The sequence below is a fragment of the Komagataeibacter sp. FNDCF1 genome (genome assembly GCF_021295335.1).
Lineage (GTDB): Bacteria > Pseudomonadota > Alphaproteobacteria > Acetobacterales > Acetobacteraceae > Komagataeibacter.
Map to the genome: position 1 here is coordinate 923,857 of NZ_JAIWOT010000001.1, position 23,152 is coordinate 947,008.

At 64.2% G+C, this 23,152-nt stretch carries 21 protein-coding genes; 14 read left to right on the forward strand and 7 right to left on the reverse strand.

Annotation, left to right across the window (positions count from 1 at the left end; all coding sequences use genetic code 11):
• Position 1 precedes the first annotated feature (1 nt).
• A complete protein-coding gene (locus LDL32_RS04325) occupies positions 2–1,132 on the forward strand; it encodes a DEAD/DEAH box helicase (RefSeq protein WP_233064740.1) in 1,131 nt (376 codons plus the stop codon).
• Positions 1,133–1,289: 157 nt separating this feature from the next.
• Positions 1,290–2,327, forward strand: a complete 1,038-nt coding sequence (locus LDL32_RS04330) for a succinylglutamate desuccinylase/aspartoacylase family protein (protein WP_233064742.1) — start codon at positions 1,290–1,292, stop codon at positions 2,325–2,327.
• Positions 2,328–2,354: 27 nt separating this feature from the next.
• Here LDL32_RS04330 and glyA read toward each other — a convergent pair whose 3' ends face one another.
• Positions 2,355–3,644, reverse strand: a complete 1,290-nt coding sequence (glyA, locus tag LDL32_RS04335; RefSeq protein ID WP_370636745.1) for a serine hydroxymethyltransferase — start codon at positions 3,642–3,644, stop codon at positions 2,355–2,357.
• Between the two features lie 201 nt (positions 3,645–3,845).
• Here glyA and LDL32_RS04340 point away from each other — a divergent pair, with 201 nt between their 5' ends.
• The 3 genes from LDL32_RS04340 (at position 3,846) to LDL32_RS04350 (ending at position 7,333) form a co-directional block, all read left to right on the forward strand.
• Positions 3,846–5,300, forward strand: a complete 1,455-nt coding sequence (locus LDL32_RS04340; protein WP_370636634.1) for an amino acid permease — start codon at positions 3,846–3,848, stop codon at positions 5,298–5,300.
• 112 nt (positions 5,301–5,412) lie between these two features.
• Positions 5,413–6,405 (forward strand): porphobilinogen synthase, encoded by a 993-nt coding sequence (gene hemB, locus LDL32_RS04345; RefSeq protein WP_233064744.1) that lies wholly within the window; start codon positions 5,413–5,415, stop codon positions 6,403–6,405.
• A 139-nt stretch (positions 6,406–6,544) separates the two neighbouring features.
• The gene (locus tag LDL32_RS04350; RefSeq protein ID WP_233064746.1) at positions 6,545–7,333 is read left to right on the forward strand and encodes an arginyltransferase; all 789 of its coding nucleotides are present in this window, start codon (positions 6,545–6,547) and stop codon (positions 7,331–7,333) included.
• A 16-nt stretch (positions 7,334–7,349) separates the two neighbouring features.
• On the opposite strand, the gene parC is transcribed toward LDL32_RS04350, so the two are convergent.
• The 4 genes from parC to rpsB all read right to left on the reverse strand — a co-directional run bounded on the left by parC (position 7,350) and on the right by rpsB (position 12,271).
• Complete coding sequence (parC, locus tag LDL32_RS04355) at positions 7,350–9,566, reverse strand: DNA topoisomerase IV subunit A (RefSeq protein WP_233064748.1); 2,217 nt, start codon at positions 9,564–9,566, stop codon at positions 7,350–7,352.
• A 60-nt stretch (positions 9,567–9,626) separates the two neighbouring features.
• A complete protein-coding gene (gene recO, locus LDL32_RS04360; protein ID WP_233064749.1) occupies positions 9,627–10,418 on the reverse strand; it encodes a DNA repair protein RecO in 792 nt (263 codons plus the stop codon).
• Between the two features lie 48 nt (positions 10,419–10,466).
• Positions 10,467–11,372: a translation elongation factor Ts gene (gene tsf, locus LDL32_RS04365; RefSeq protein WP_233064750.1), complete on the reverse strand. Its 906-nt coding sequence runs from the start codon at positions 11,370–11,372 to the stop codon at positions 10,467–10,469.
• A 107-nt stretch (positions 11,373–11,479) separates the two neighbouring features.
• Positions 11,480–12,271 (reverse strand): 30S ribosomal protein S2, encoded by a 792-nt coding sequence (gene rpsB / locus LDL32_RS04370; protein WP_233064751.1) that lies wholly within the window; start codon positions 12,269–12,271, stop codon positions 11,480–11,482.
• Positions 12,272–12,547: 276 nt separating this feature from the next.
• On the opposite strand from rpsB, the gene LDL32_RS04375 reads away from it, so the two are divergent.
• The gene (locus tag LDL32_RS04375; RefSeq protein ID WP_233064752.1) at positions 12,548–12,979 is read left to right on the forward strand and encodes an OsmC family protein; all 432 of its coding nucleotides are present in this window, start codon (positions 12,548–12,550) and stop codon (positions 12,977–12,979) included.
• A 111-nt stretch (positions 12,980–13,090) separates the two neighbouring features.
• Here LDL32_RS04375 and aroC read toward each other — a convergent pair whose 3' ends face one another.
• Entirely contained in the window at positions 13,091–14,182 is a 1,092-nt protein-coding gene (gene aroC / locus LDL32_RS04380) for a chorismate synthase (protein ID WP_233064753.1), read from the reverse strand.
• A 19-nt stretch (positions 14,183–14,201) separates the two neighbouring features.
• A complete protein-coding gene (fabI, locus tag LDL32_RS04385) occupies positions 14,202–15,041 on the reverse strand; it encodes an enoyl-ACP reductase FabI (protein WP_233064754.1) in 840 nt (279 codons plus the stop codon).
• Positions 15,042–15,251: 210 nt separating this feature from the next.
• Here fabI and pdxH point away from each other — a divergent pair, with 210 nt between their 5' ends.
• From pdxH to LDL32_RS04425, 8 genes are all read left to right on the forward strand, one after another.
• The gene (gene pdxH / locus LDL32_RS04390) at positions 15,252–15,857 is read left to right on the forward strand and encodes a pyridoxamine 5'-phosphate oxidase (RefSeq protein ID WP_233064755.1); all 606 of its coding nucleotides are present in this window, start codon (positions 15,252–15,254) and stop codon (positions 15,855–15,857) included.
• A gap of 121 nt (positions 15,858–15,978) precedes the next feature.
• Complete coding sequence (locus LDL32_RS04395; protein WP_233068694.1) at positions 15,979–16,824, forward strand: universal stress protein; 846 nt, start codon at positions 15,979–15,981, stop codon at positions 16,822–16,824.
• Positions 16,825–16,992: 168 nt separating this feature from the next.
• Positions 16,993–17,685 carry a phosphoadenylyl-sulfate reductase gene (locus LDL32_RS04400; RefSeq protein WP_233064757.1) on the forward strand — a complete coding sequence of 231 codons (693 nt, stop codon included), beginning with the start codon at positions 16,993–16,995 and terminating at the stop codon, positions 17,683–17,685.
• Positions 17,686–17,757: 72 nt separating this feature from the next.
• Positions 17,758–18,552, forward strand: a complete 795-nt coding sequence (gene cysD, locus LDL32_RS04405; RefSeq protein WP_233064759.1) for a sulfate adenylyltransferase subunit CysD — start codon at positions 17,758–17,760, stop codon at positions 18,550–18,552.
• 25 nt (positions 18,553–18,577) lie between these two features.
• Complete coding sequence (gene cysC / locus LDL32_RS04410) at positions 18,578–20,464, forward strand: adenylyl-sulfate kinase (RefSeq protein WP_233064760.1); 1,887 nt, start codon at positions 18,578–18,580, stop codon at positions 20,462–20,464.
• Between the two features lie 145 nt (positions 20,465–20,609).
• Positions 20,610–20,939: a DUF2849 domain-containing protein gene (locus LDL32_RS04415; RefSeq protein ID WP_233064761.1), complete on the forward strand. Its 330-nt coding sequence runs from the start codon at positions 20,610–20,612 to the stop codon at positions 20,937–20,939.
• Positions 20,929–22,617 (forward strand): nitrite/sulfite reductase, encoded by a 1,689-nt coding sequence (locus tag LDL32_RS04420; protein ID WP_233064762.1) that lies wholly within the window; start codon positions 20,929–20,931, stop codon positions 22,615–22,617. Before LDL32_RS04415 ends, LDL32_RS04420 begins: the two co-directional genes overlap by 11 nt.
• Positions 22,604–23,092, forward strand: a complete 489-nt coding sequence (locus LDL32_RS04425) for a DUF934 domain-containing protein (protein WP_233064763.1) — start codon at positions 22,604–22,606, stop codon at positions 23,090–23,092. Before LDL32_RS04420 ends, LDL32_RS04425 begins: the two co-directional genes overlap by 14 nt.
• Positions 23,093–23,152 lie beyond the last annotated feature (60 nt).

Consider the following 23,152-nt stretch of genomic DNA (forward strand, 5'->3'; position numbering starts at 1 on the left):
AATGAGCGAGACAGAACCGACTTTTCCCGGCATGGGGCTGGACGACCGCGTGGTGGCGGCCCTGACCCGTATGGGCCTGCACACTCCTTCCGTCATCCAGCGTGCGGTCATTCCCCCCATCATGGCGGGGCGGGATGTCGAGGCCCGTGCGGGCACGGGCAGCGGCAAGACAGTTGCCTTCGCCGCCCCCATCCTGTCCAGCCTCATGGCGCAGGAGGCTGACAACAGCCGCGTGCGCTGTCTCATCCTTTCCCCCACACGTGAACTCGCGGGACAGATCGCTGGCGTGCTGCGTGGTCTGGCCCGTGGCAGCGGGCTGCGCGTGCTGCAGGCCACCGGTGGCACCGCGCGCGTGGCCCAGGCCAGGACGCTGGCAGGGGGAGTCGCAATCGTGGTGGGTACACCGGGGCGTGTGACCGATCTTGTCCATGGTGGGGAACTCGATCTTTCGGCCATCGGCTCCTTCGTGCTAGATGAAGCCGACCGCATGCTTGATCCCGGCTTTGCCGAGGAAATGCTGGCCCTGGCCATGGTCCTGCCGCCAAGGCACCAGACCCTGCTGTTTTCGGCCACCATACCGCCCGCCATGGCGGAACTGGCCAGCCGCCTGCTCCACCGCCCCGTACGGATCAGCATGGAGGTGGAGGACACCCCCACGCCCCGCATCGCCCAATACGCCATTTTCGTACCCATGCGCCACAAGACGCAGGCGACACTGGCCTGCCTGCGCCAATATGGCATGGAACGCGTGATGGTGTTCGTGCGCACACGGCAGGAGGCGGATACCATGGCACGGGCCATTTCGGCCCTGACCCCCGCCATCGCCATCCACGGCGACCATTCGCAGGCACGGCGCGAACGCATGCTGCGTGATTTCCGCCAGGGCCGCGTGGGCGTGCTGGTCGCCACCGATGTCATGGCGCGGGGAATCGACATTGATGACGTCGCCCTGGTCATCAACCATGACATCCCGCCGCAGCCCGAATCCTATGTGCACCGCATAGGCCGCACGGCGCGCGCTGGGCGCAGGGGCATGGCGGTCGCACTATGCGCACCGGAAGAACGCCAGGCGCTCAGGGAGATCGAGCGTCTGACCGGGCAGCGCATCCGTATCGCCAGCCTGCCGGAATAGGTCCGGTCATGGATTTGTCATGCATCCTGCGCCCCGGTGGTCTTGCCGTGGGATAAAGGCTGGATAAACTGCCTGCCATGATGACGCGCAACGCCCTGCCCCCTCTTGCCCCGCGGCATGGCGGACGCGGCCCGTATTCCGACCTGCCGCACGCGGCATGACCTGCGGGCCGGACAATACGCCGCTGCCGGTGCGCATCGCGCGGTCCACCACGTTCCTTGACCGCCTGCCTCCGCCGCCTTCCCGCCTGCCACGCTGGGCAATCGATATTGCCCCGCCCGACCTGTCCCCGTGGCTTGGGGGGAACTGCGGCATACCGGGGGTGATGCATTACGAAGGGCGCAGGCCGGGGCCACATGTCGTGTGCATAAGCCTGATCCATGGCAATGAATTTTCCGGCGCCATCGTGCTCGACCGCCTGCTGCGCGCGCGCATCCGCCCACGGGCGGGACGCCTGTCACTGGTTTTTGCCAATCCCGACGCAATGGCCCTGTTCGACCCCCGCAATCCCGTGCGGGCACGGTGCGTGGATGAAGACATGAACCGTATCTGGTCGCCTGACATGCTGGACGGCAGGCAGACATCACACGAACTGGACCGCGCGCGCGAACTCATGCCGGTCATCATGACGGCGGACAGGCTGCTGGACCTGCATTCCATGCTGTGGCCGGGAGATCCGCTGCTTCTGTCCGGCCTTTCGGCAGCCGGGCGGCGCATGGCACGGCGCATACGCGGGGTGGATGTGTGCGTGGCGGACCGGGGGCACCGGGGCGGATGCAGGCTGATCGACCATCCACGCTTTACAGATGGCACGGCAGCGGCCTGCCTGCTGGAAGCCGGACAGCACTGGCAGGAAGCAACCGTCACCCGCACAATGCAGGCCGTCCTGTCCCTGATCGGGCCATGTTGTGGCCTGCCGGGCGGCAGCGAGGGACCACTGCCCCGGCACGACATGGTGGTCACCCATGTGGTGACGGCACGGACGGGTACGTTCCGCTTTGTCCGCCCCTTCCATGGGGGAGAAATCCTGCCCCGGGCCGGAACGGTCGTGGCGCATGATGGCCATGACGAGATCCGCACCCCCTACGCACGGTGCATGCTGGTCATGCCCAACCTGCGTCCGGCACGTGGCCATACCGCCGTGCGCTTTGCCCGCGCGGACACGGACCGGGGCGATACCGCCCCGGCGCCATGACCGGGGCGGCATCCTTCATGCCATCACTCAGGCATAGATGGGGAAGCGTGCGCAGAGCGCCTTGACGCGTTCATGGACGGCGTGCTCGGTCTTTTCGCATCCTGCCTCGCCTTCGCTTTTTGCGAGAGCGGTCAGGACCTCGTCGATCATGAGGCCGATCTCACGGAACTCCGCCTCGCCAAAGCCGCGTGCGGTCGCCGCCGGGCTGCCCAGGCGGATGCCCGAAGTAATGGCCGGCTTCTGCGGGTCGAACGGGATGGCGTTCTTGTTGGCGGTGATGCCCGCGCGCTCCAGCGCCCGCTCGGCGGCGCGGCCGGTCACGTTCTTGGGCCGCAGGTCAACAAGCAGCAGGTGGCAGTCCGTGCCGCCGGTCACGATGTCGAAACCGCTTGCGACCAGCGTTTCGGCCAGCACGCGGGCATTGCTGGCCACCGCTTCCTGGTAGGTGCGGAAGTCGGGGCGCAGCGCCTCGCCAAACGCCACGGCCTTGGCGGCGATGACATGCATGAGCGGGCCGCCCTGCAGGCCGGGGAACACGGCGGAGTTGATCTTCTTCGCCAGGTCCGCGTCATTGGTCAGGATCAGCCCGCCACGCGGCCCGCGCAGGGTCTTGTGGGTGGTGGAGGTGACCACATGCGCATGCGACACGGGCGAGGGGTACAGCCCGGCGGCGACCAGCCCCGCGAAATGGGCCATGTCCACCATCAGGTAGGCACCGACCTCATCGGCGATGGCGCGGAAGCGCGCGAAGTCGATGATGCGCGGATAGGCCGAGCCACCGGCCACGATCAGCTTCGGCTTCTCGGCGCGGGCCAGGCGCTCCATTTCCTCATAGTCCAGCAGGCCGTCCCCGGCGCGCACGCCATACTGCACCGCATTGAACCACTTGCCGGAATAGTTGGGGGCGGCGCCATGGGTCAGGTGACCACCGGCGGCCAGGCTCATGCCCATCACGGTATCGCCGGGCTTCACCATGGCCATGAAGGCGGCCTGGTTGGCGTTGGCGCCGGAATGGGGCTGCACGTTGGCGAATTCGGCGCCGAACATCTGCTTCACGCGGTCGATGGCCAGGCTCTCGACCTTGTCCACTTCCACGCAGCCGCCGTAATAGCGGCGGCCGGGATAGCCTTCGGCATACTTGTTGGTCAGCACGCTGCCCTGTGCCGCCATGACAGCGGCCGAGACCATGTTCTCGCTCGCGATCAGTTCGATCCCGTCGCGCTGGCGCACCTTTTCCGCATCGATCATCGCGGCCACGGCCGGGTCCGCCTCGCTCAGCGGGGCACGGAAAAACTGCTTGAGGTCAGTATGGCTGATAGGGTCCGGCACCGTCATGTTTCTCCATTCATTGGATCGGCTGTCATTTCCGGCTAGGAAACCGGATATGACACATAGGGGAACAGGCCTGCTATGTGCGCCATATCGTGGCGGTTAGACAACGCCAAAATGACGGAGACAGGCTGATTTGACTGGTATAGCATTTTCCCATCCCATTCAGGGCACCCCATGAGCGCAAACATGAAGTCCAGTCCCGTTCATACCCTGCTGCGCCGGTTGCCCGCAGGCCCCCCGGCGGATGATGCCGGGCTGAAACGCGTACTTGGCGTGGGCAGCCTGATCGCCCTTGGCGTGGGGGGAACGATCGGGGCGGGCCTGTTCTCGCTTACCGGTATTGCGGCAGGCAGCAATGCCGGGCCTGCCGTCATCGTCTCCTTCGCGCTGGCAGCGGTGGCCTGTGCCTTTGCCGGGCTGTGCTATGGCGAGCTTGCTGGCATGATCCCGGCGGCGGGCAGCGCCTATGTCTACGCCTATGCGGCACTGGGCGAGCTGGCGGGCTGGGTGATCGGCTGGGATCTCGTGCTGGAATACACGGTGGGGGCTTCCGCCGTATCGGTCAGCTGGGCGCGGTACATGCGCTCCCTGCTGGACGGATGGGGCATCCACCTCGCCCCCCGGCTCATGGCCTCCCCGTTCGAGGTGGTGGGCATGATCGATGGCAAGCCCGTGCACGGCATTGCCAATCTGCCCGCCGTATTCATCATCGTGGCGATATCGGTGCTGCTCATGCGCGGCATTTCAGGCTCGGCGCGGATGAACACGCTTGTCGTCATCATCAAGCTTACGGTCATCGCCGCCGTGATCGGCTTTGGCCTGCCCTACATAAAGGTTGCGAACTACATCCCCTTCGTGCCGCCCAATACCGGAGAGTTCGGGCATTACGGCCTGTCCGGCATCCTGCGCGCGGCGGGTACGGTGTTCTTTGCCTATCTGGGGTTTGACGCGATCTCGACCGTGGCGCAGGAAACCCGCAATCCCGGCCGCGACATGCCCATCGGCCTGATGGCCAGCCTCGCCATCTGCACGGCGGTCTATATCGCGTTTTCCTTCGTGCTGACGGGGCTGGTCAACTACCATGCCATGATCGGCGACGCCGCCCCCGTCGCCACCGCCATTGACCAGACACCGTTCGGCTGGCTGAAGGCGGCGGTCAAGCTGGGCATCATATGCGGGTTCCTGTCGGTCATACTGGTCATGCTGCTGGGGCAGAGCCGGGTCTTCTTCGCCATGGCGCGTGACGGGCTGCTGCCGCCCATGTTCGGCCGGACACATGCGCAATGGGGCACACCGGTGGGCTGCCACCTGTTCTTCATGGTGGTGACGGGCGTCCTGGCCGCGTTCCTGCCCATCGAGCAGCTGGCCCACATGACATCGATCGGCACCCTGCTTGCCTTTGTCATCGTATGCGTGGGCGTGATTGTGCTGCGCAGGCGCGAACCGGACCGCGTGCGTGTATTCCGCGTGCCTGGCGGCATGGCGGTTCCGCTGGCCGGTATCGCAAGCTGCCTTGTCATGATGGTCTCGCTTGACGGGCTGACATGGCTGCGGCTGGTGGGCTGGCTTGCCATCGGGATGGTGGTCTACGCCACATACGGCGTGCGCCACAGCCGGCTGGCCATGCCCCCCGGGCAATGACATGCCTGCCATGCGGCACATCCCCTGATGGCGGGCGGGTTACCGTATCATAATTTGGCGTGGGGTGAGGACGGGATCATACTCACCCCTTTCCCAGCTGGAGTTGGATTGGATGAGTATCGGTCAGTTTCCCCATGTAAGGCTGCGGCGCAACCGGCACGACCGGTTCACCCGCCGCCTGGTATCCGAGAACACGCTTTCGACCGATAACCTGATCTGGCCGATCTTCGTGACAGAGGGCACGGACTCCGTCACCGATGTCGCCTCCATGCCCGGTGTGCAGCGCGTCAGCCTGGACCGGCTGGCAGCCCATGTGGAACCGGCGGCACGGCTTGATATCCCCGCCCTCGCCCTGTTCCCCATCACGCCCACCGGACTGCGTGACGAGGCCGGGACGGAAGCCACCAACCCCGACAACCTGATGTGCCGCGCGGCCCGGCTGCTCAAGAAGGAATTCCCTGAAATCGGCCTGATTGGCGACGTGGCGCTGGACCCCTATACCAGCCATGGCCATGACGGGCTGATCGAAGCCGGCTACGTGGTCAATGACCCGTCCGTTGAAATCCTGTCTACCCAGGCAGTAAACCAGGCCGCAGCCGGAATCGACATCATCGCCCCGTCGGACATGATGGATGGCCGCATTGGCGCCATCCGCACCGCACTTGATGCAGGCGACCTGGTCAATACCCGCATCATGTCCTACGCCGCGAAATACGCCAGTGCCTTCTATGGCCCCTTCCGCGATGCACTGGGCTCGGGCGGGCTGCTGACGGGAGACAAGAAAACCTATCAGATGGACCCGGCCAACAGTGACGAGGCGCTGCGCGAAGTGGGCCAGGACCTGCTGGAAGGCGCCGACATGGTCATGGTCAAGCCCGGCATGCCGTATCTGGACGTGATCCAGCGCGTAAGGCAGGAATTTGCGGTACCCACCTTCGCCTATCAGGTCTCGGGCGAATACGCGATGCTCATGGCCGCCATCAATAACGGCTGGCTGGACCGTGACCGCGTAATCATCGAAAGTCTCATGTCGTTCCGCCGCGCGGGTGCGAATGGCGTGCTGACCTATTTCGCGCTGGATGCCGCCCGTCTGCTCCGGGGCTGAGCGCGCACAAAAGCATGTGGTGGCAGTCGGATAGTTGATGCCTGCAACCGGGAGGATATGATAACCGTATAGGACACGGGCAGTCTGTTTTTTCTGTTTGCAGGGCTGCCTGTTCCTGTCTTCCGGCTGGTGAGAGCGCATGACCTATACATCGCCACGGCATCCACAGCTCTTCTACACAACGGCCCCCATGCCTTGCCCCTACCTGCCGGGGCGCATGGAGCGCAAGGTCGTGACCGAAATTGGCGGCCCGGATGCGGTTGCCTTCCACAACCGCCTGTCGCGCGCGGGCTTCCGCCGCAGCCACACCATTGCCTATGCCCCCGTCTGCGCAAGCTGCACGGCGTGCACGCCCATACGCGTGCCGGTTGACCGCTTTACCCCCAGCCGCACGCAGCAGCGTATCGGGCGGCGTAATGCGGGCCTGCGCGGCACATCCGTCCCGCCGCGGGCCACGCCGGAACAGTACAACCTGTTCAGCGCCTACCAATCCGTCCGGCACGTAGGGGGAGACATGGCATCCATGACCTTCCCCGATTACCGCGCCATGATCGAGGACACCACGGTCGATACCTTCATGATCGAATTCCGCAGCACCGAAGGCAGGCTGGCCTGCGTGGCGCTGGTGGACCGGCTGGATGACGGGCTTTCCGCCGTCTATGATTTTTATGATCCCGAACAGCAGCACAATTCGCTGGGTACGTTTGCGGTACTGTACCTGATCGCGCATGCCCGTGCGCTCGGCCTGCCCTACCTGTATCTTGGCTACTGGATAAGCGAGAGCCAGAAAATGGCCTACAAGGCCCGCTTCCGCCCCGCGCAGATCATGACGCGGGGCGTCTGGCACGACCTGGATCTGGCCGATTATCAGGCCGGACAGGCGCGTGAGAGCGCCTTCCTGCCGGACGGGATGTTCCGTCCGGCATGATCAGCCACCGCGCGCGTCAGCCGCGCGGCCTGCGGGTGGCCCATGTGGGGGCCGGTTTGCCCATCTCGGCACGCTTGCCCACATAATCACGCAGGTCGGCAAAAGACCGTGTCCGCGCGGGATCTGGCCAGGCCACCCCGGCATCAGCCGTGAACACCACGACATCCTTCAGCCCGCCATCCTTGTATTTCTGCAGGATTACGCCAAGGCCACGTGACATTTCGGGCAACTGATCCAGCGGGAAAACCAGCAGCCGCTTATTCTGGCCCAGCACAAGCACATGATCCCCTTCCGCCGGGGTACATGCCTGGGCACTTTCCCCATCCTTCAGGTTCAGGACCTGCTTGCCGGTACGCTTTTCCGCCGTCATGGCAGATTCCGCCACGATCATGCCGCGCCCCGTGCTGGAGGCAAGCAGCCGCCTGCGCGTGTCCTCCACCGGGAACAGGGCGATGATGTCCTCATCATTGGACAGGTCGATGATCAGGCGCAGCGGCTGGCCATCACCCCGCCCGCGCGGCAGGTCGGACACCCGCAGCGTAAAAGCCCGCCCATCCGTTGCGAATACGCACAGCCGGTCATTGCTGTGGCATTCCACCGCCATGCCCGGTGCGTCCCCTTCCTTGAATTTGAGCGCCTGCGGGTCCTGCCCATGGCCACGTATGGTGCGTATCCAGCCCTTTTGCGACAGGATGACCGTCAGCGGGTCACGCTCGACCGGAAGTGCTGCCTCCACGTCGATCTCAACCGGCGCATCCGCCAGCAGGCTGCGCCGCGCGCCCAGTGCGCCACCGCCAAAGGTTTTCTGGATGGTCCGGATCTCGCTGGCGATATGCTTCCACCGCTGGCCTTCGTTCTCCAGCAGGTCATGGAGCGCCTGCTTCTCCGCACTAAGCTTGGCATGCTCGTTGCGGATCTCCATTTCCTCCAGCCGCCGCAGGCTGCGCAGGCGCATGTTGAGTACAGAATCCGCCTGCAGTTCGGTCAGGTCGAATGCCGCGATCAATGCCGCCTTCGCGTCATCCTCCTCGCGCACGATGCGGATCACCTCATCAAGGTTCAGGTAAACCGCAAGGAAGCCATCGAGGATTTCCAGCCGCCGGTCCACCGCCTGCAGGCGGTTTGCACTCCGGCGCAGCAATACGTCGTGCCGGTGGTCCAGCCATGCCTGCAGCACTTCCTTCAGGCTGCGCACGCCGGGTACCTGATCGGCGCCCAGCACGTTCATGTTCAGGCCAAAGCGGCTTTCAAGCTGGGTGGCGCGGAACAGCGTTTCCATCAGCACCGCCGGTTCGATCCCGCGTGACTTCGGCTCCAGCACCAGCCTGATATCGGTGGTGCTTTCATCGCGGATATCAGCCAGCAGCGGGAGCTTCTTCTGCTCCATCAGGTCGGCAACCTGCTCGATCAGGCGGGATTTCTGGACCTGATACGGGATCTCGGTCACCACGATCTGCCATGTTCCGAAGCGCCCCTGCTCGACTTCCCACTTCGCGCGGATGCGGAAGGAGCCACGTCCCGTCTCGTATGCACGGAGTATGGCGTCACGATCCTCGACAATGCTGCCGCCGGTGGGAAAGTCGGGGCCGGGCATATGGGCCAGCAGTTCCGCCGTGGTGGTGCCGGGCTTGCGGATCAGCGCCAGTGCGGCGGCACAGATCTCACCCACATTATGCGGCGGAATGGAGGTGGCCATGCCCACGGCAATACCTGCCGCCCCGTTGGCCAGCAGGTTCGGGAAGGCTGCCGGCAGGACGACGGGTTCGTGTTCCTCCCCATCATAGGTGGGGCGGAAATCGACGCTGTCCTCGTCAATTCCTTCCAGCAGGGCCTTTGCCACTTCGGTCAGGCGGGATTCGGTGTAGCGCATGGCGGCAGCGTTATCACCATCGATCGAGCCGAAATTGCCCTGCCCCTCCACCAACGGGTAGCGCACGGCAAAATCCTGCGCCAGCCGCACCAGTGCCTCATAGACCGAGGCATCGCCATGCGGATGGTATTTACCAATCACGTCACCCACCACGCGGGCGCATTTCTTGAACCCGGCGGACGGATCCAGCTTGAGCTGCTGCATGGCATAGACCATGCGCCGGTGCACCGGTTTCAGCCCGTCGCGCACATCGGGCAGAGAGCGCGACATGATGGTTGACATGGCATAGGCCAGATAGCGCTCGCTCAGCGCATCGGCCAGCTTGGTATCTTCAATATGACCGGCTGTTGTATCCACAGGCATGCGATCTTCCTCCCGCAGGTGAACAGATAGCGAAACTTTGGCGTTTGTCCAATGGTTCTGTCAGCCCGGCGGGTTGGCCGGGTCTTCAGGCGGTTCGCCTGCAGCGGGAATATCAGCCTTGCGGGCAATCATGTCCGCAAGCCTGCCGCGCGCCTCGGGCACGGGACGGTGGCGCTGGCCAAAGGCATCGCGTCGCAGGAAATGGCCCGACAGCCGCAGCCCGTCATACCAGTCCCGTGGCGTGCCGACCTGCTGCGGATGCAGTACGAAAGTGGGCAGCGGCAGAAGCCGGTCGCGCCATTTCCCCGCCTTTTCATCCGATACGGCCCGCCCGGTGCGGGGCGAGACCCAGCGCAGGTCGTCCCGGCTGCCACCCAGTGCGCAACCATTCAGGTCAAGCCCGAACCCCAGTTCCGACAGCAGCATGAGTTCCCACCGTACGATCTCGGGCATGGCTTCGGCCTCAGCCCATTGCGGGTCGAGGCTGATCCGCGCCAGCAGGCTGGTCAGTCCCTGGAATATGGCCGGATGCGGCTCACGCTCGGGCAGGCAGTCATCAGCCAGCGCGCACAGCGATGCCAGCATGGCCAGCGGCAGGGGATAATCGAGAATGCGCGCGGCGGAGGCGTGAACCGTCTCGGCGGTAATGCTGCCCAGCTGTTCGGGCAGGCGTGCCATCCATCGCGCGCGCACCAGGTTGCCGGTCTGCCATACGGCACGTCCCCTGCTGGCGGAGCCGCCACGGGCCAGACCATGATACAGGCCGTGCTCGCCGGTCAGCACATGCACGATGGCGCTGCCTTCCCCATACGGGGTGGCGGATAGCACAAGGGCGGGAGCCTCCCATTCCATCAGGAGACACCCGCCCTTGCACGCAAAGAACCGGAAACCGGCAAGTTTTTACTGACCTGCGGCCTTTGCCACTTCGGCGGCAAAGTCGTTGTCTTCCTTCTCGATGCCTTCACCAAGCTGGAAGCGATCGAAGCCGGTCAGCTTCGCGCCTGCCTTCTCGACGATCTTGCGCACGCGGCTTTCACCGTCATGTACCCAGATCTGCTCCAGCAGCACGACTTCCTCGTAGAACTTGCGGATACGGCCATCAACCATCTTCTCGATGATGGCATCAGGCTTGCCCGAAGCCTTGGCCTGCTCGACCAGCACCGCGCGCTCACGCTCCAGCGCCTGCGGGTCAACGCTGTCCACATCCAGCGCCGCCGGGCGGGTGGCGGCGACATGCATGCCAACGCGGCGACCCAGGTCTTCCAGCGCCTCGCTGGCGGAAGGCGCCTCGACGGCAGCCAGAACGCCAATCTTGCCAAGGCCGGGGCTTACTGCGCCATGCACGTAGGTCGCGACCACGCCCGACGGCACGCTCAGCACGCGCGCGCGGCGGATGGACATGTTCTCACCAATGGTGGCAATCAGGTGGGTCAGTTCATCGGCAACGGTGCGGCTGCTTTTCAGCACGGCAGCCTTCAGCTTTTCCAGATCGTCGCCCACGCTCAGCGCGGCATGCGCCACTTCGGAGACGAAGTTCTGGAAATGCTCGTTACGCGCCACGAAATCGGTTTCGGCATTGATCTCGACCATGGCGGCCTTCAGGTCCGCCTGCGCCACGCCAACCAGACCTTCCGCCGTGACACGGCCGGACTTCTTGGCCGCAGCCGAGAGGCCCTTCTTGCGCAGCCAGTCGATCGCGCCTTCGATATCGCCTTCGGCTTCCTTGAGCGCCTTCTTGCAATCCATCATGCCCGCGCCGGTCTTCTCGCGAAGTTCCTTTACGAGTGCTGCGGTAATTTCCGCCATTATCCTGATACTCCTCATGACGGGCACACGCCCCGCAGCAGGTGCGGGGCGCGTCCAGTCAGGTCAGTTGCACCATGCGGCCACCAAGCCGCGCTGGTGCCGGGTTCTTATTCGGCGCTCGGGGCAGCCGCGGCTTCCGTCACGGCCGTTTCCACCGCGGGGTCAACCGGCAGTTCCTCGGCCGCACCGAAGTCCTCGCCCGATGCGCCCAGCTCGGCCGAGATGCCATCGAGCACGGCGGACGAGACGAGTTCGCAATACAGGGCGATGGCGCGGATGGCGTCATCATTGCCCGGGATCGGGAAAGTCACGCCACGCGGGTCGGAGTTGCTGTCCAGCACCGCCACGACCGGGATACCCAGCTTGTTGGCTTCCTCGACCGCCAGCTTTTCCTTGTTCGTGTCGATCACGAACAGGATGTCCGGCAGGCCGCCCATTTCCTTGATGCCGCCGAGCGAACGCTCAAGCTTCTCACGGTCACGGGTAATGTCCAGGACTTCTTTCTTGGTCAGGCCCTGGGTGCCATTTTCCAGCATTTCGTCAATGCCGCGCAGGCGCTTGATCGAACCGGTAATGGTCTTCCAGTTCGTCAGCATGCCGCCCAGCCAGCGGTGGTTGACGTAGTACTGGCCGCAGCGCTTGGCCGCTTCGGCAATCTGGTCGGCTGCGGCGCGCTTGGTGCCGACAAACAGCACGCGACCGCCACCGGCAACGGTGTCACGGATCGCCTTCAGCGCACGGTCCAGCATGGGAACGGTCTGCTGCAGGTCGATGATGTGAACCTGGTTGCGCACACCGAACAGGTACGGCGCCATGCGCGGGTTCCACCGGCGGGTGTGGTGACCGAAGTGCACGCCAGCTTCGAGCAGCTGGCGCATTGTGAATTCAGGCATCGCCATGTCGGCTAGATCCTTGTGTCTGGTTTATCCTCCGTGAAGCTCGCCCTGTTTTCAAGGACACCAGAGGTATTGGCTTCACGTGCGAATTGGCCCCCACGTGGGGCCGTGGCGGGATATGACCGTTTTGGGCGCATATTGCAAGACCTGCATGGGCGGCAGGGCAGTCCTGATGCAACTTTTCGCGCAAGATCGGGTTAGCCTGCCCACGGATGCCATGCCATCCAGGCGCTTGATGCGCCCTGACATTTCGATCACGGACATAAGGACCGATCCCCCATGGCGATCACCAAATACGCGACAGCACACTGGTCAGGCGGGCTGAAGGACGGCAAGGGCGAGATCTCGACCCAGAGCGGCTCACTCAAAAACCAGCCCTACGGTTTCAACACCCGTTTCGAGGACAAGCCCGGCACCAACCCCGAGGAACTGCTGGGGGCCGCCCACGCCGCGTGCTTTGCCATGGCACTGTCGGGCATTCTGGGCGGGGCGGGGCTGACCGCCACATCGCTCGATGCAAAATCAGAGATCGTGCTGGAAAAGCAGGGCGAAGGCTTTGCCATCACCGCCGGGAAACTGACACTGGAAGCAGCCATCCCGAACGCCACCGAAGAGCAGTTCCGGGAACTGGCGGAAAAGGCCAAGGCGGGCTGCCCCGTCTCCAAGCTGTTCAACGCCACCATAACGCTGGACGCAAAGCTGAAAGCCTGATCCCGCGTACGGCGCGGCAGGACCGGGTCCGCCGCGCCGGATCCGCGACAGAAGGCCATGGGCATGACCACCCGCCCCTTGTGTCAGGGCGACCGGATACAGCCCGGACTTTTACAGCACGACCGGCCTGTGACCGCCCACCTGCCCCCGGTGGCGCAGCAGGTGGTCAGCCAGCACGCAGGCCATCATCGCTTCCCCCACCGGAACCGCGCGGATACCGACACAGGGGTCATGCCGCCCCTTTGTCATCACGTCCACATTCTCCCCTTCCCGCGTAACAGACGGCACGGGAGTCAGAATCGAACTGGTCGGCTTGACCGCAAAACGCGCCACGACGGGCTGGCCGGTTGAAATACCCCCCAGCACGCCGCCCGCATGGTTGGAAGCGAAGTGCAGTTTTCCATCTTCCATGCGCATGGGATCAGCATTTTCCTCCCCCGTCAGGCAGGCGGACGCGAAACCTTCCCCGATCTCGACACCCTTGACGGCATTGATGCTCATCAGCGCCATGGCAAGATCGGAATCCAGCTTGCCATAGATCGGCGCCCCCAGCCCCGGCGGCACGCCATCGGCCATGACCTCGATCACGGCACCGATGGACGATCCCTTCTTGCGGATATCGGCAAGGTATTCTTCCCATACCGGCAGCATGCCTGCATCCGGGCAGAACAGGGGGTTGGCATTGACCAGATCCCAATCCATGCATGACCGGTCAACCGCATGCGGCCCGACCTGCACCATGGCCGCGCGGATGCGTACTACATCGCCCAGCACCCTGCGCGCGACCGCACCCGCCGCGACCCGCATGGCGGTCTCGCGCGCAGAAGACCGGCCGCCGCCACGATAGTCGCGGATGCCGTATTTCATGTCATAGGCCACATCGGCATGGCCGGGACGGTAGCGGGTGGCGATATCGCCATAATCGCGCGAACGCTGGTCGGTATTGCGGATCAGCAGCGAAATGGGGGTGCCTGTCGTCCTGCCCTCGAACACACCGGACAGGATCTCGACCTGGTCGGCTTCCTGCCGCTGGGTGGTGAACCTTGACTGGCCCGGCCTGCGGCGGTCCAGCCAGGGCTGGATGTCCGCCACATCAAGTGTCAGGCCCGGCGGGCAGCCATCAATCACGCAGCCAATGGCGGGGCCATGGCTTTCCCCCCATGTCGTGACACGGAACAGGTGGCCGAAGGTATTGTAGGACATACAGGCAGGCTTCCCGCGATCAGTTGCCCGCGACCGTGATGTCCGGCGCGGTGGGGTTCTTCATGCCGACAATATGGTAGCCGGAATCAACGTGGTGGATCTCCCCCGTCACACCACCCGACAGGTCGGATAGCATGTACAGGCCCGCACCGCCCACCTCCTCGAGCGACACATTGCGCTCCAGCGGGGAATTGTACTGGTTCCACTTCAGGATATAGCGGAAATCCCCGATGCCGTTGGCCGCCAGTGTCATGACCGGGCCGGCCGAGATACCGTTGACACGAATGCCCTCACCACCCAGGTCCACCGCCATGTAGCGCACGGATGCCTCAAGTGCCGCCTTGGCCACACCCATCACATTGTAATGGGGCATGACACGCTCCGCCCCCAGATAGGTGAGCGTGAGCAGCGAGCCATTCGGGTTCATGATCGCAGCCGCACGGCGCGCCACGGCGGTAAAGGAATAGCACGAGATATCCAGCGCCTTGAGAAAGGCGTCCCGCGGGGTATCGACATAGCGCCCGCGCAGGAACTGCTTGTCCGCCCAGCCAATGGCGTGGACCAGAAAGTCGATCTTGCCCCATTCCTTCTCGATCGCGGCGAAGGTAGCGTCAATGGCGGCGTCATCGCTCACGTCGCACGGCAGCACCAGGGTCGAGCCGACACTTTCGGCCAGCGGGCGTACGCGCTTGCCCAGCGCCTCACCCTGATAGGTAAAGGCCAGTTCCCCGCCCTGCTCCGCCACGGCGCGCGCAATGCCCCAGGCGATGGAGCGGTCATTCGCCACCCCCATGACAAGCCCCCGCTTCCCTTTCATCAATGTTCCCTTGATGGAGATTGTGGGCGCGCCGTCTGACATGCTCGTATCCTTAATGATGAATGACGGATGAAATTTCGGCCTCGTGGTTGCACACGCCGCCGTTTCGGACAAGATGCCGAGTGCCGTTAATTGTAGCCAATATTCATCGCACGGTAACTTACCTTATGTTTCCATATGTTTCCGCATTCCCGTCCGGCCATGACCGGGGCGGCGCCTGCGGGACAGACAGCATTGCGGAACCCCACGTTCATGACCCTTCCCCTCATTGACCTCAATGCCGATCCGTTCACCCTGTTCGATGCATGGATGCAGGACGCCACGGCGCAGGAGCCAAACGACCCCAACGCCATGGCACTGGCCACGGCAACGCCGGACGGACGCCCCTCCGTCCGCATGATCCTGCTCAAGGGGGCGGACCGGCGCGGCTTCGTGTTCTACACCAACCTCAACAGCCGCAAGGCGGCCGAGCTTGCGGCCAACCCGCATGCCGCCCTGCTGTTCCACTGGAAAAGCATCCGCCGCCAGATCCGGATCGAAGGCCCGGTGGAGCCGGTCACCCCCGCCGAGGCCGATGCCTATTTCGCCAGCCGCAGCCGTATCTCGCGCCTGGGGGCGATTGCATCGAACCAGTCCCACCCGCTGGCCGACCGCGCGGTGTTCGAGGCGGCCATTGCCGAACTGGAAGCCCGCTACCCCGAACCGGACGCAGTCATTCCCCGGCCCGCCAACTGGAGCGGCTTCCGCCTTGTGCCGCAGCATTTCGAATTCTGGCAGGATCGTCCGTACCGCCTGCATGACCGGGTCGTGTGGGACCGTGAGGGTGAGGGCTGGACGACCGAACGCCTTTACCCCTGATCCTGAACTTAAGTCCGGCTGATCCGTTTCCGTCACAGGACAGCGCCGCCGCCATGCGGCGCCAACGGATCAGGAGGTGCCCCGGATGTGTGTGCGTAGGATATTGCTGCCCCTGGGCGGGATGAGTCACGCGGAAAGCGCACTGCAGGTGGGTGGTGCCATCGCACGCATGTTTGACGCGCATCTGGCCGTGCTCCATGTCGGTACGGACATGCAGGAGGTCGGCCCCCTGGTGGGTGAAGGACTGTCAGGTGCCATGGTACAGGACATGATCGCCACCGCCCTCAAGGAAAGTGCCGCACGCCTGCATGGCGTGCGCGCGCAGTTCGATGCCTTCATCGCACAGGAAAACATCCCGGTCGTGGCGGTCGACTCCCCCTTCTCGCCCGCCGGCATGGATACCCTGTCCGCCAGCTTCATCGCCCATAGCGGCCACACCCGCAGCGTCGTGGCGTTTCAGGCGCGGCTGTCGGATCTTGTCGTGCTCCGCCAGCCCAACCCGGATGGGGATGTCTCCTCCTCCGACACGCTGCATGCCGTGTTGTTCGAAAGTGGGCAGGGGGTCATCATCGTGCCGCCCGTAGCGCCACCAACCACGGGCAGGCGCATCTGCATAGGCTGGAACGGCACGTCGGAAGCGGCATCGGCCATCCATCACGCGCTGCCGCTGCTGCGCCGCGCGCAGGCCGTATGCATCCTGTACAGCCGGGCCTACCAGCGCCCCGGACCGGATGCACGGCATGTCAGTTCGTTTCTGTCGCTCCATGGCATCACCGCACATATTCACGAATTTGGTAGTGATTCCCATCCCGTGGGGGAGGACATGCTGGCCGCGGCCCATGCGTTCAATGCGGACATGCTTGTAATGGGGGCCTATTCCCACTCCCGCCTGCGGCAGATGATTCTGGGCGGTGTAACGCGGCATATGCTGGAAAACAGCGACATCCTGGTGCTGATGAGTCGCTGATTGCGGCACATTCCCCCCATCTTGCAGCATTTTCCGGAAAGCGAAGGTTAATTTGCAAAAAAAATATGTGTAAATGATGGCCAGCCCTTGATTTTACACCCCCTGCGGGTTAGGTGTGGCGTGAAAAGAACGCTACAGCCTAGTGTAAAATCCTGTATGGAGGACATTATGCGCATCAACGCGGATATTGCGGCGGAACTGAAGGCTGCGGGCGAGAACGCACGCGATGTGCTTCGTGTCGCCCTGACGCGCCTGCGCGGGCAGGTCGCCCTTGTTTCCTCCTTCGGGGCGGAATCGGCGGTCATGCTTGCAATGGCATCCGAAATCGACCCCGACGTGCCAGTGCTGTTTTTGCAGACCGGCCAGCATTTTCCCGAAACGCTGGCATACCGGCAGGAACTGGCCCATGTGCTGGGACTACGCGACGTGCGTGACCTCCACCCGGCTGAAAAACAGATCGGCAAGCGCGACCCGCAGGGCCAGCTCTGGGCGTTCGACCCCGATGCCTGCTGCGCGCTGCGCAAGGTTGAACCGCTGGATGAGGCCATGATCCCGTTCGATGCATGGATTACGGGCCGCAAGCGCTCGCAGGCCGTAACCCGGCAGGCGCTGCCGACAGTCGAAGAAGTCGCGGGGGGCAAGATAAAGATCAACCCGCTGGCCGCCTGGACCCCGCGTGAACTGGATGCGGAAATGACACGTCGCAACCTGCCACGCCACCCGCTCAGCCTGCGTGGCTACCCCTCCATCGGATGCGCTCCCTGCACCCGCCCGGTAACGGAAGGCGAAGACCCCCGCCAGGGCCGCTGGGCCGGGCAGGCCAAGACGGAATGTGGCATTCACCTTCCCTCCCCTTCATAAGGGCGGGATACATATTCACCGGCCCGAACGGCCACCTGATACTTCTTTCGCGTAACGGAAGGTTTTATTTCCATGGACGATCTCGACCAACTCGAGGCGCAGAGCATCTTCATCCTGCGTGAAGCCTACCGGAAGCTGAAGCCGCTGGCGATGCTGTGGTCGCTGGGCAAGGATTCCAATGTCATGGTCTGGCTTGCGCGCAAGGCATTCCTTGGTCGCGTTCCCTTCCCCGTGATGCATGTGGATACGGGCAAGAAATTCCCCGAAATGTACAGGTTCCGCGATGAATACACCAAGAAGTGGAACCTGGAGCTGCTGCTGGGCGACTGCCCGCCGGTTGAGGAAATAGACCCCACCCTGCCGCCTGCCGCACGTTCCGCCGCACGCAAGACCGCGGGCCTTGCCGCCATGATCGACAAATACAAGCTGGCGGGCGTGATCGCGGGAATCCGCCGTGACGAGCAGGCCACCCGGGCCAAGGAACGCGTGTTCAGCCCCCGCGGCTCCGGCCATAAATGGGACGTGCGCAACCAGCCCCCCGAATTCTGGGACCAGTATGCCACCCCGCACGAGCCCGGCATGCACGTGCGCGTCCATCCGCTGCTGTCATGGCGAGAGATCGACATCTGGCGCTATATCGAGCGTGAAGGCATCCCGCTGGTTGACCTGTATTTTGCCAAGGACGGCAAGCGCTACCGCTCGCTGGGTGACCAGGACATCACCAGCCCGGTAGAGAGCAATGCCTCGACCGTGGCCGAAGTGATTGCCGAACTGGAGACATCCCGCACCTCCGAACGCTCGGGCCGCGCGATGGACCATGAATCGGAAGATGCGTTCGAGCGCCTGCGCGTTGCCGGCTATCTCTGAGCGGACAGGACGGAGTTATATTGCAATGAATACCATCCCGACCCCTGCCCCGCAGGAAGCCGCCACCCCCATCGTGATCGTGGGCCATGTCGACCACGGCAAGTCCACCCTGATCGGCCGCCTGCTGTACGATACCGACAGCCTGCCCGACGGGCGCGTGGCGCAGATCATCGAATCCAGCAAGAAGCGCGGGCTGACGGTTGAATGGAGCTTCCTGCTCGACAGCCTGCAGATCGAGCGCGACCAGGGTGTGACCGTGGATTCCACGCGCATTCCCTTCAGACTGGGCAGGCGCCAGTTCGTGATCGTGGATGCGCCGGGCCACCGGCAGTTCCTGCGCAACATGATCACGGGTGCGGCCGATGCCGAAGCCGCCGTGCTGGTGGTGGACGCGAACGAAGGCGCGCAGGAGCAGACCCGCCGCCACGCCATGCTGCTGCGCCTGATCGGTATCCGCCATGTCATCGTGCTGATGAACAAGGTCGATATCCTTGGTTACGACCAGCAGAAGATTGAAGCCGCCGAGCGCGACATCACCGCCCTGCTGCACCAGCTTGAAATCGAGCCGACCGTGTTCGTGCCTGCTTCCGCGCGTGAAGGCGACAACATGGCCGCGCGCTCCGACAGGATGCCGTGGTACAAGGGCCCGACCCTGACCGAGGCGCTGGCCGCCGTCCCGGCCCCGTCCTCACGCGCCGACCTGCCGCTGCGCCTGCCGGTGCAGGATGTCTACCGCTTCGACACCAAGCGTATTGTCGTGGGCCGTATCGAACGTGGCCGCATCCGCGTCGGTGATGAAGTCGTCATCGGCACGCACGGTGCGCGCGCCCGCATCGCCACCATCGAAAGCTGGCATACCGCCCCGCAGGTTGCAGCCGTCGCGGGCCAGTCGGTCGCGGTCACACTGGAGCCGGACGTGATCCCCGACCGGGGTGACTTCCTGTTCCCGGCCGATCATGCGCCGCTCCGGGCCGCACGCATCCAGACCCGCCTGTTCTGGCTGCGCCAGGAACCGCTGCGCGTGGGTGAAAGCTTCAGGCTGCGCCTTGCCACCGCTGAACATCAGGTAACCGTGGCCGCCATTGATTCCGTGGTGCGGCTGGAAGACCTGACCGAACACCCCGCCGAGGAAGTACCGCCCGAAGGCTTTGCCGAGATCACACTCGCGGTATCGGAAACCATGCTGTTCGATCCCTTCCTGCCCGGCACGGCGGATGGACGTGGCGTACTGGTGGACCGCAACCAGCAGATCGTGGGCGGCGCGCCGCTGATTGGCGTGGCCGAGAGTGTTGCGGGCCGCAATGCCATTCACCCCACCGGCAGCGCCGTATCACTGTGGGACCGCGCCCGGGCCAAGGGCCATCATGGCGGTGTGTTCTGGATGACCGGCCTGCCGGGTGCGGGCAAGAGTACGCTGGCACGTGGGGCGGAAAGCCGCCTGTTCGCCCGCGGTATTGATGTATCGGTACTGGATGGGGACACGCTGCGCGCGGGGCTGTGCGCCGACCTTGGCTTTTCGGAGGCGGACCGCCGCGAGAACGTGCGCCGCGCCGCCGCCGTGGCCAGCATCCTGGCCGAGAGCGGACAGGTGGTGATCGTGGCGCTGATCTCCCCCACCGTGGCGGACCGTGAACTGGCCCGCCAGATCGTGGGGGACGGCTTCCATGAAATCTTCATCGACACGCCGCAGGCGACCTGTGAGCAGCGTGATCCCAAGGGGCTTTATGCCGCTGCCCGCGCCGGCAAGATCGCAGGCTTTACCGGAATCGATGCCCCGTACGAAGCACCCGCCAGCCCGGCGCTGCGGGTGGAGACGGCAGGCGCGTCACGTGATGAGACGGCGGACCGCCTGGCCACCTATATTGGCGATGCGGTGCGGCTTGATGATGCGGCCCGGCGCCAGCAGCCCTGAAAGACAGGCCCCTGCCCGCAAGGCACGGGTCACAAGTGCCAGGGCAGCCTAAATTAAGGAAGGGCGCACGCTTGTAAAAGCGTGCGCCTTTTCCTACCAGTTACGGATAGATCAGGCCTGTTGCCTGAAAGGGATCGGTTCACAAGTGGATGTCAGGAACAATCGCCGGGATGAGACCGGCGCAAGCGTCATTACCGCCAACCGTCTGCTCGATGGCCGGATTGTCTGGCTTTCGGCACAGGGATGGTCGGAACTGATCAGCCATGCGCGCGTGTTCGGCAACTCGGAAATCGAGAGCGCCATAAAGCAGGCCAGCACCGCGGCGGCGGCGCGTACGGTTGTCGGCATCTATGGCGTGCAGCTTGACCCCGATGCCGCGGGCATTACGCCCCTTACGGTCCGTGAACGCATCCGGGCGTTCGGGCCGACCGTCCACCCCGATTTCGCCCCCGTGGAGACGCAAGATGTCCACTGACACCACCACCCTGCCGGTCGGGCGCTATGCCTATGACCAGGTGGACCGCACCTTCCTGTCCCAGCGTGTGGCCCAGTTCCGCGAGCAGGTGGCCCGCCGCGTGGCAGGTGATCTGAGCGAGGACGAGTTCAAGCCGCTGCGCCTGATGAACGGGCTGTACCTGCAGTTGCATGCCTACATGCTGCGCGTGGCGGTGCCCTATGGCATGATGGGTTCGGACCAGATGCGCGCGCTTGCCCATATCGCGCGCACCTATGATCGCGACTACGGGCATTTCACCACGCGCCAGAACATGCAGTTCAACTGGATCCGGCTGGAAGATACGCCGGATATTCTTGAACTTCTCGCCCGTGTGGACATGCATGCCATCCAGACCAGTGGCAACTGCATCCGCAACGTGACATGCGACGAGTTTGCCGGTGCCGCCGCCGATGAACTGCTTGACCCACGCATCCATGCCGAGATCCTGCGCCAGTGGTCCACGCTGCACCCTGAATTCTCGTTCCTGCCGCGGAAGTTCAAGATCGCGATCAGCGGCAGCCCGCACGACCGGGTGGCCGCACGCTTCCACGATATCGGGCTGGTCGCGCGCCCCGGACCGCAGGGCCGTCCGGTATTTGACGTGTTCGTGGGGGGCGGGCTGGGCCGCACGCCCATCATTGGCGTAAAGCTGCGCGACAACCTGCCCGAGGAAGACCTGGTGGCCTACCTTGAGGCGATCGTGCGCGTGTACAACGCCTATGGCCGCCGCGACAACATGTACAAGGCGCGTATCAAGATCCTGGTGCAGGCGCTGGGCGTCGAAGCGTTCCGTGAGAAGGTGGACGCCGAATTCGCGCTGATGAACCGCGCGGATTACCGGCTTGATCCCGCCATTGTGGCAGGCATCCGCGCGCGCTTCGGCATCCCCCCGCTCGAAGCCCCGGCAGATGCGGACCGGACGCTGGCGGCAGCCCGCAGGACGGACCCGGCCTTTGACCGCTGGGTGCGTACCAATACCCACCCCCACCGGCACGAAGGTTTCATCTGCGCGGTGATCTCGGTCAAGCCCGATGGCGGCATTCCCGGTGACATCACGGCCGACCAGATGGATCTGGTGGCAGACCTGGCGGACAGCCATTCCTTTGGCGAAATCCGCGTAACCCATATGCAGAACGTGGTACTGGGCCATGTGCGCAAGGACCAGTTGCACGAGCTGTGGCAGAAGCTGGTGGCCGCCCGTCTTGCTACCCCCAATATCGGGCTGGTGGGCGACATCATCGCCTGCCCGGGGCTGGATTACTGCGCGCTGGCCAATGCGCGCTCCATCCCCATCGCACAGAAGCTGAGCGCGCGCTTCGCCAATCCCGAACTGCAGGAACGCATCGGGCCGCTCAACATCAACATCTCGGGCTGCATCAACGCATGCGGGCACCACCATGCTGGCCATATCGGCATTCTGGGCGTGGACAAGCGTGGGCAGGAATTCTTCCAGCTTACCCTTGGCGGCTCGGCGGGGGGAGATGTTGCCATTGGCCAGATCCTTGGCCCGGCGCTGCCGGAAGATGAAACGGTGGATGCCATCGCCCGGCTCATCGATACCTATCTTGTGCTGCGCCATGACAATGAGCAGTTTCTCGACACCTACCGGCGCCTCGGCGCCGCCAGCTTCAAGGATGCCGTCTATGCCCCTGCTTGAGAACGGCCAGGTCACGCAGGATCGCTGGTACATGGCGGCAGAGGGTGAAGCCCTGCCCGATGGTGCCGTGATCGTACCACTTGCACGACTGGAAGAAGGGCTTGCCCGCGCGGGCGATGCCCCGCTGGGTGTAATCATTGCGCCGGACGTGGATGTAGCGGCGCTACGCGCGGCCCTGCCCCGGCTGGAACTGGTTGCAGTGACCTTCCCCTCCTTCCGTGACGGGCGGGCCTTCACGCAGGCGCGTGCGCTACGCGAACATCTGGGCTTTACGGGCGAGATCCGCGCCACCGGCACACCGCTGCCAGACCAGTACGAATTCCTGCTGCGCTGCGGTGTCACGACCGTGCAGACGGAGCGGACGGAAGATGTCAGCGTATGGCAGCAGGCGCACACGATCATTTCCATTGCCTACCAGCCCTCCACCCTGCATGAACGCCCGCAGGGGCTGGGGCTGCGCCGCTTCCTGTCCTGACGTGACGGCAGGGAAAGCCCCGTGCTTTCCCCGCAGCGCGTGACATGTTACCGCAACACC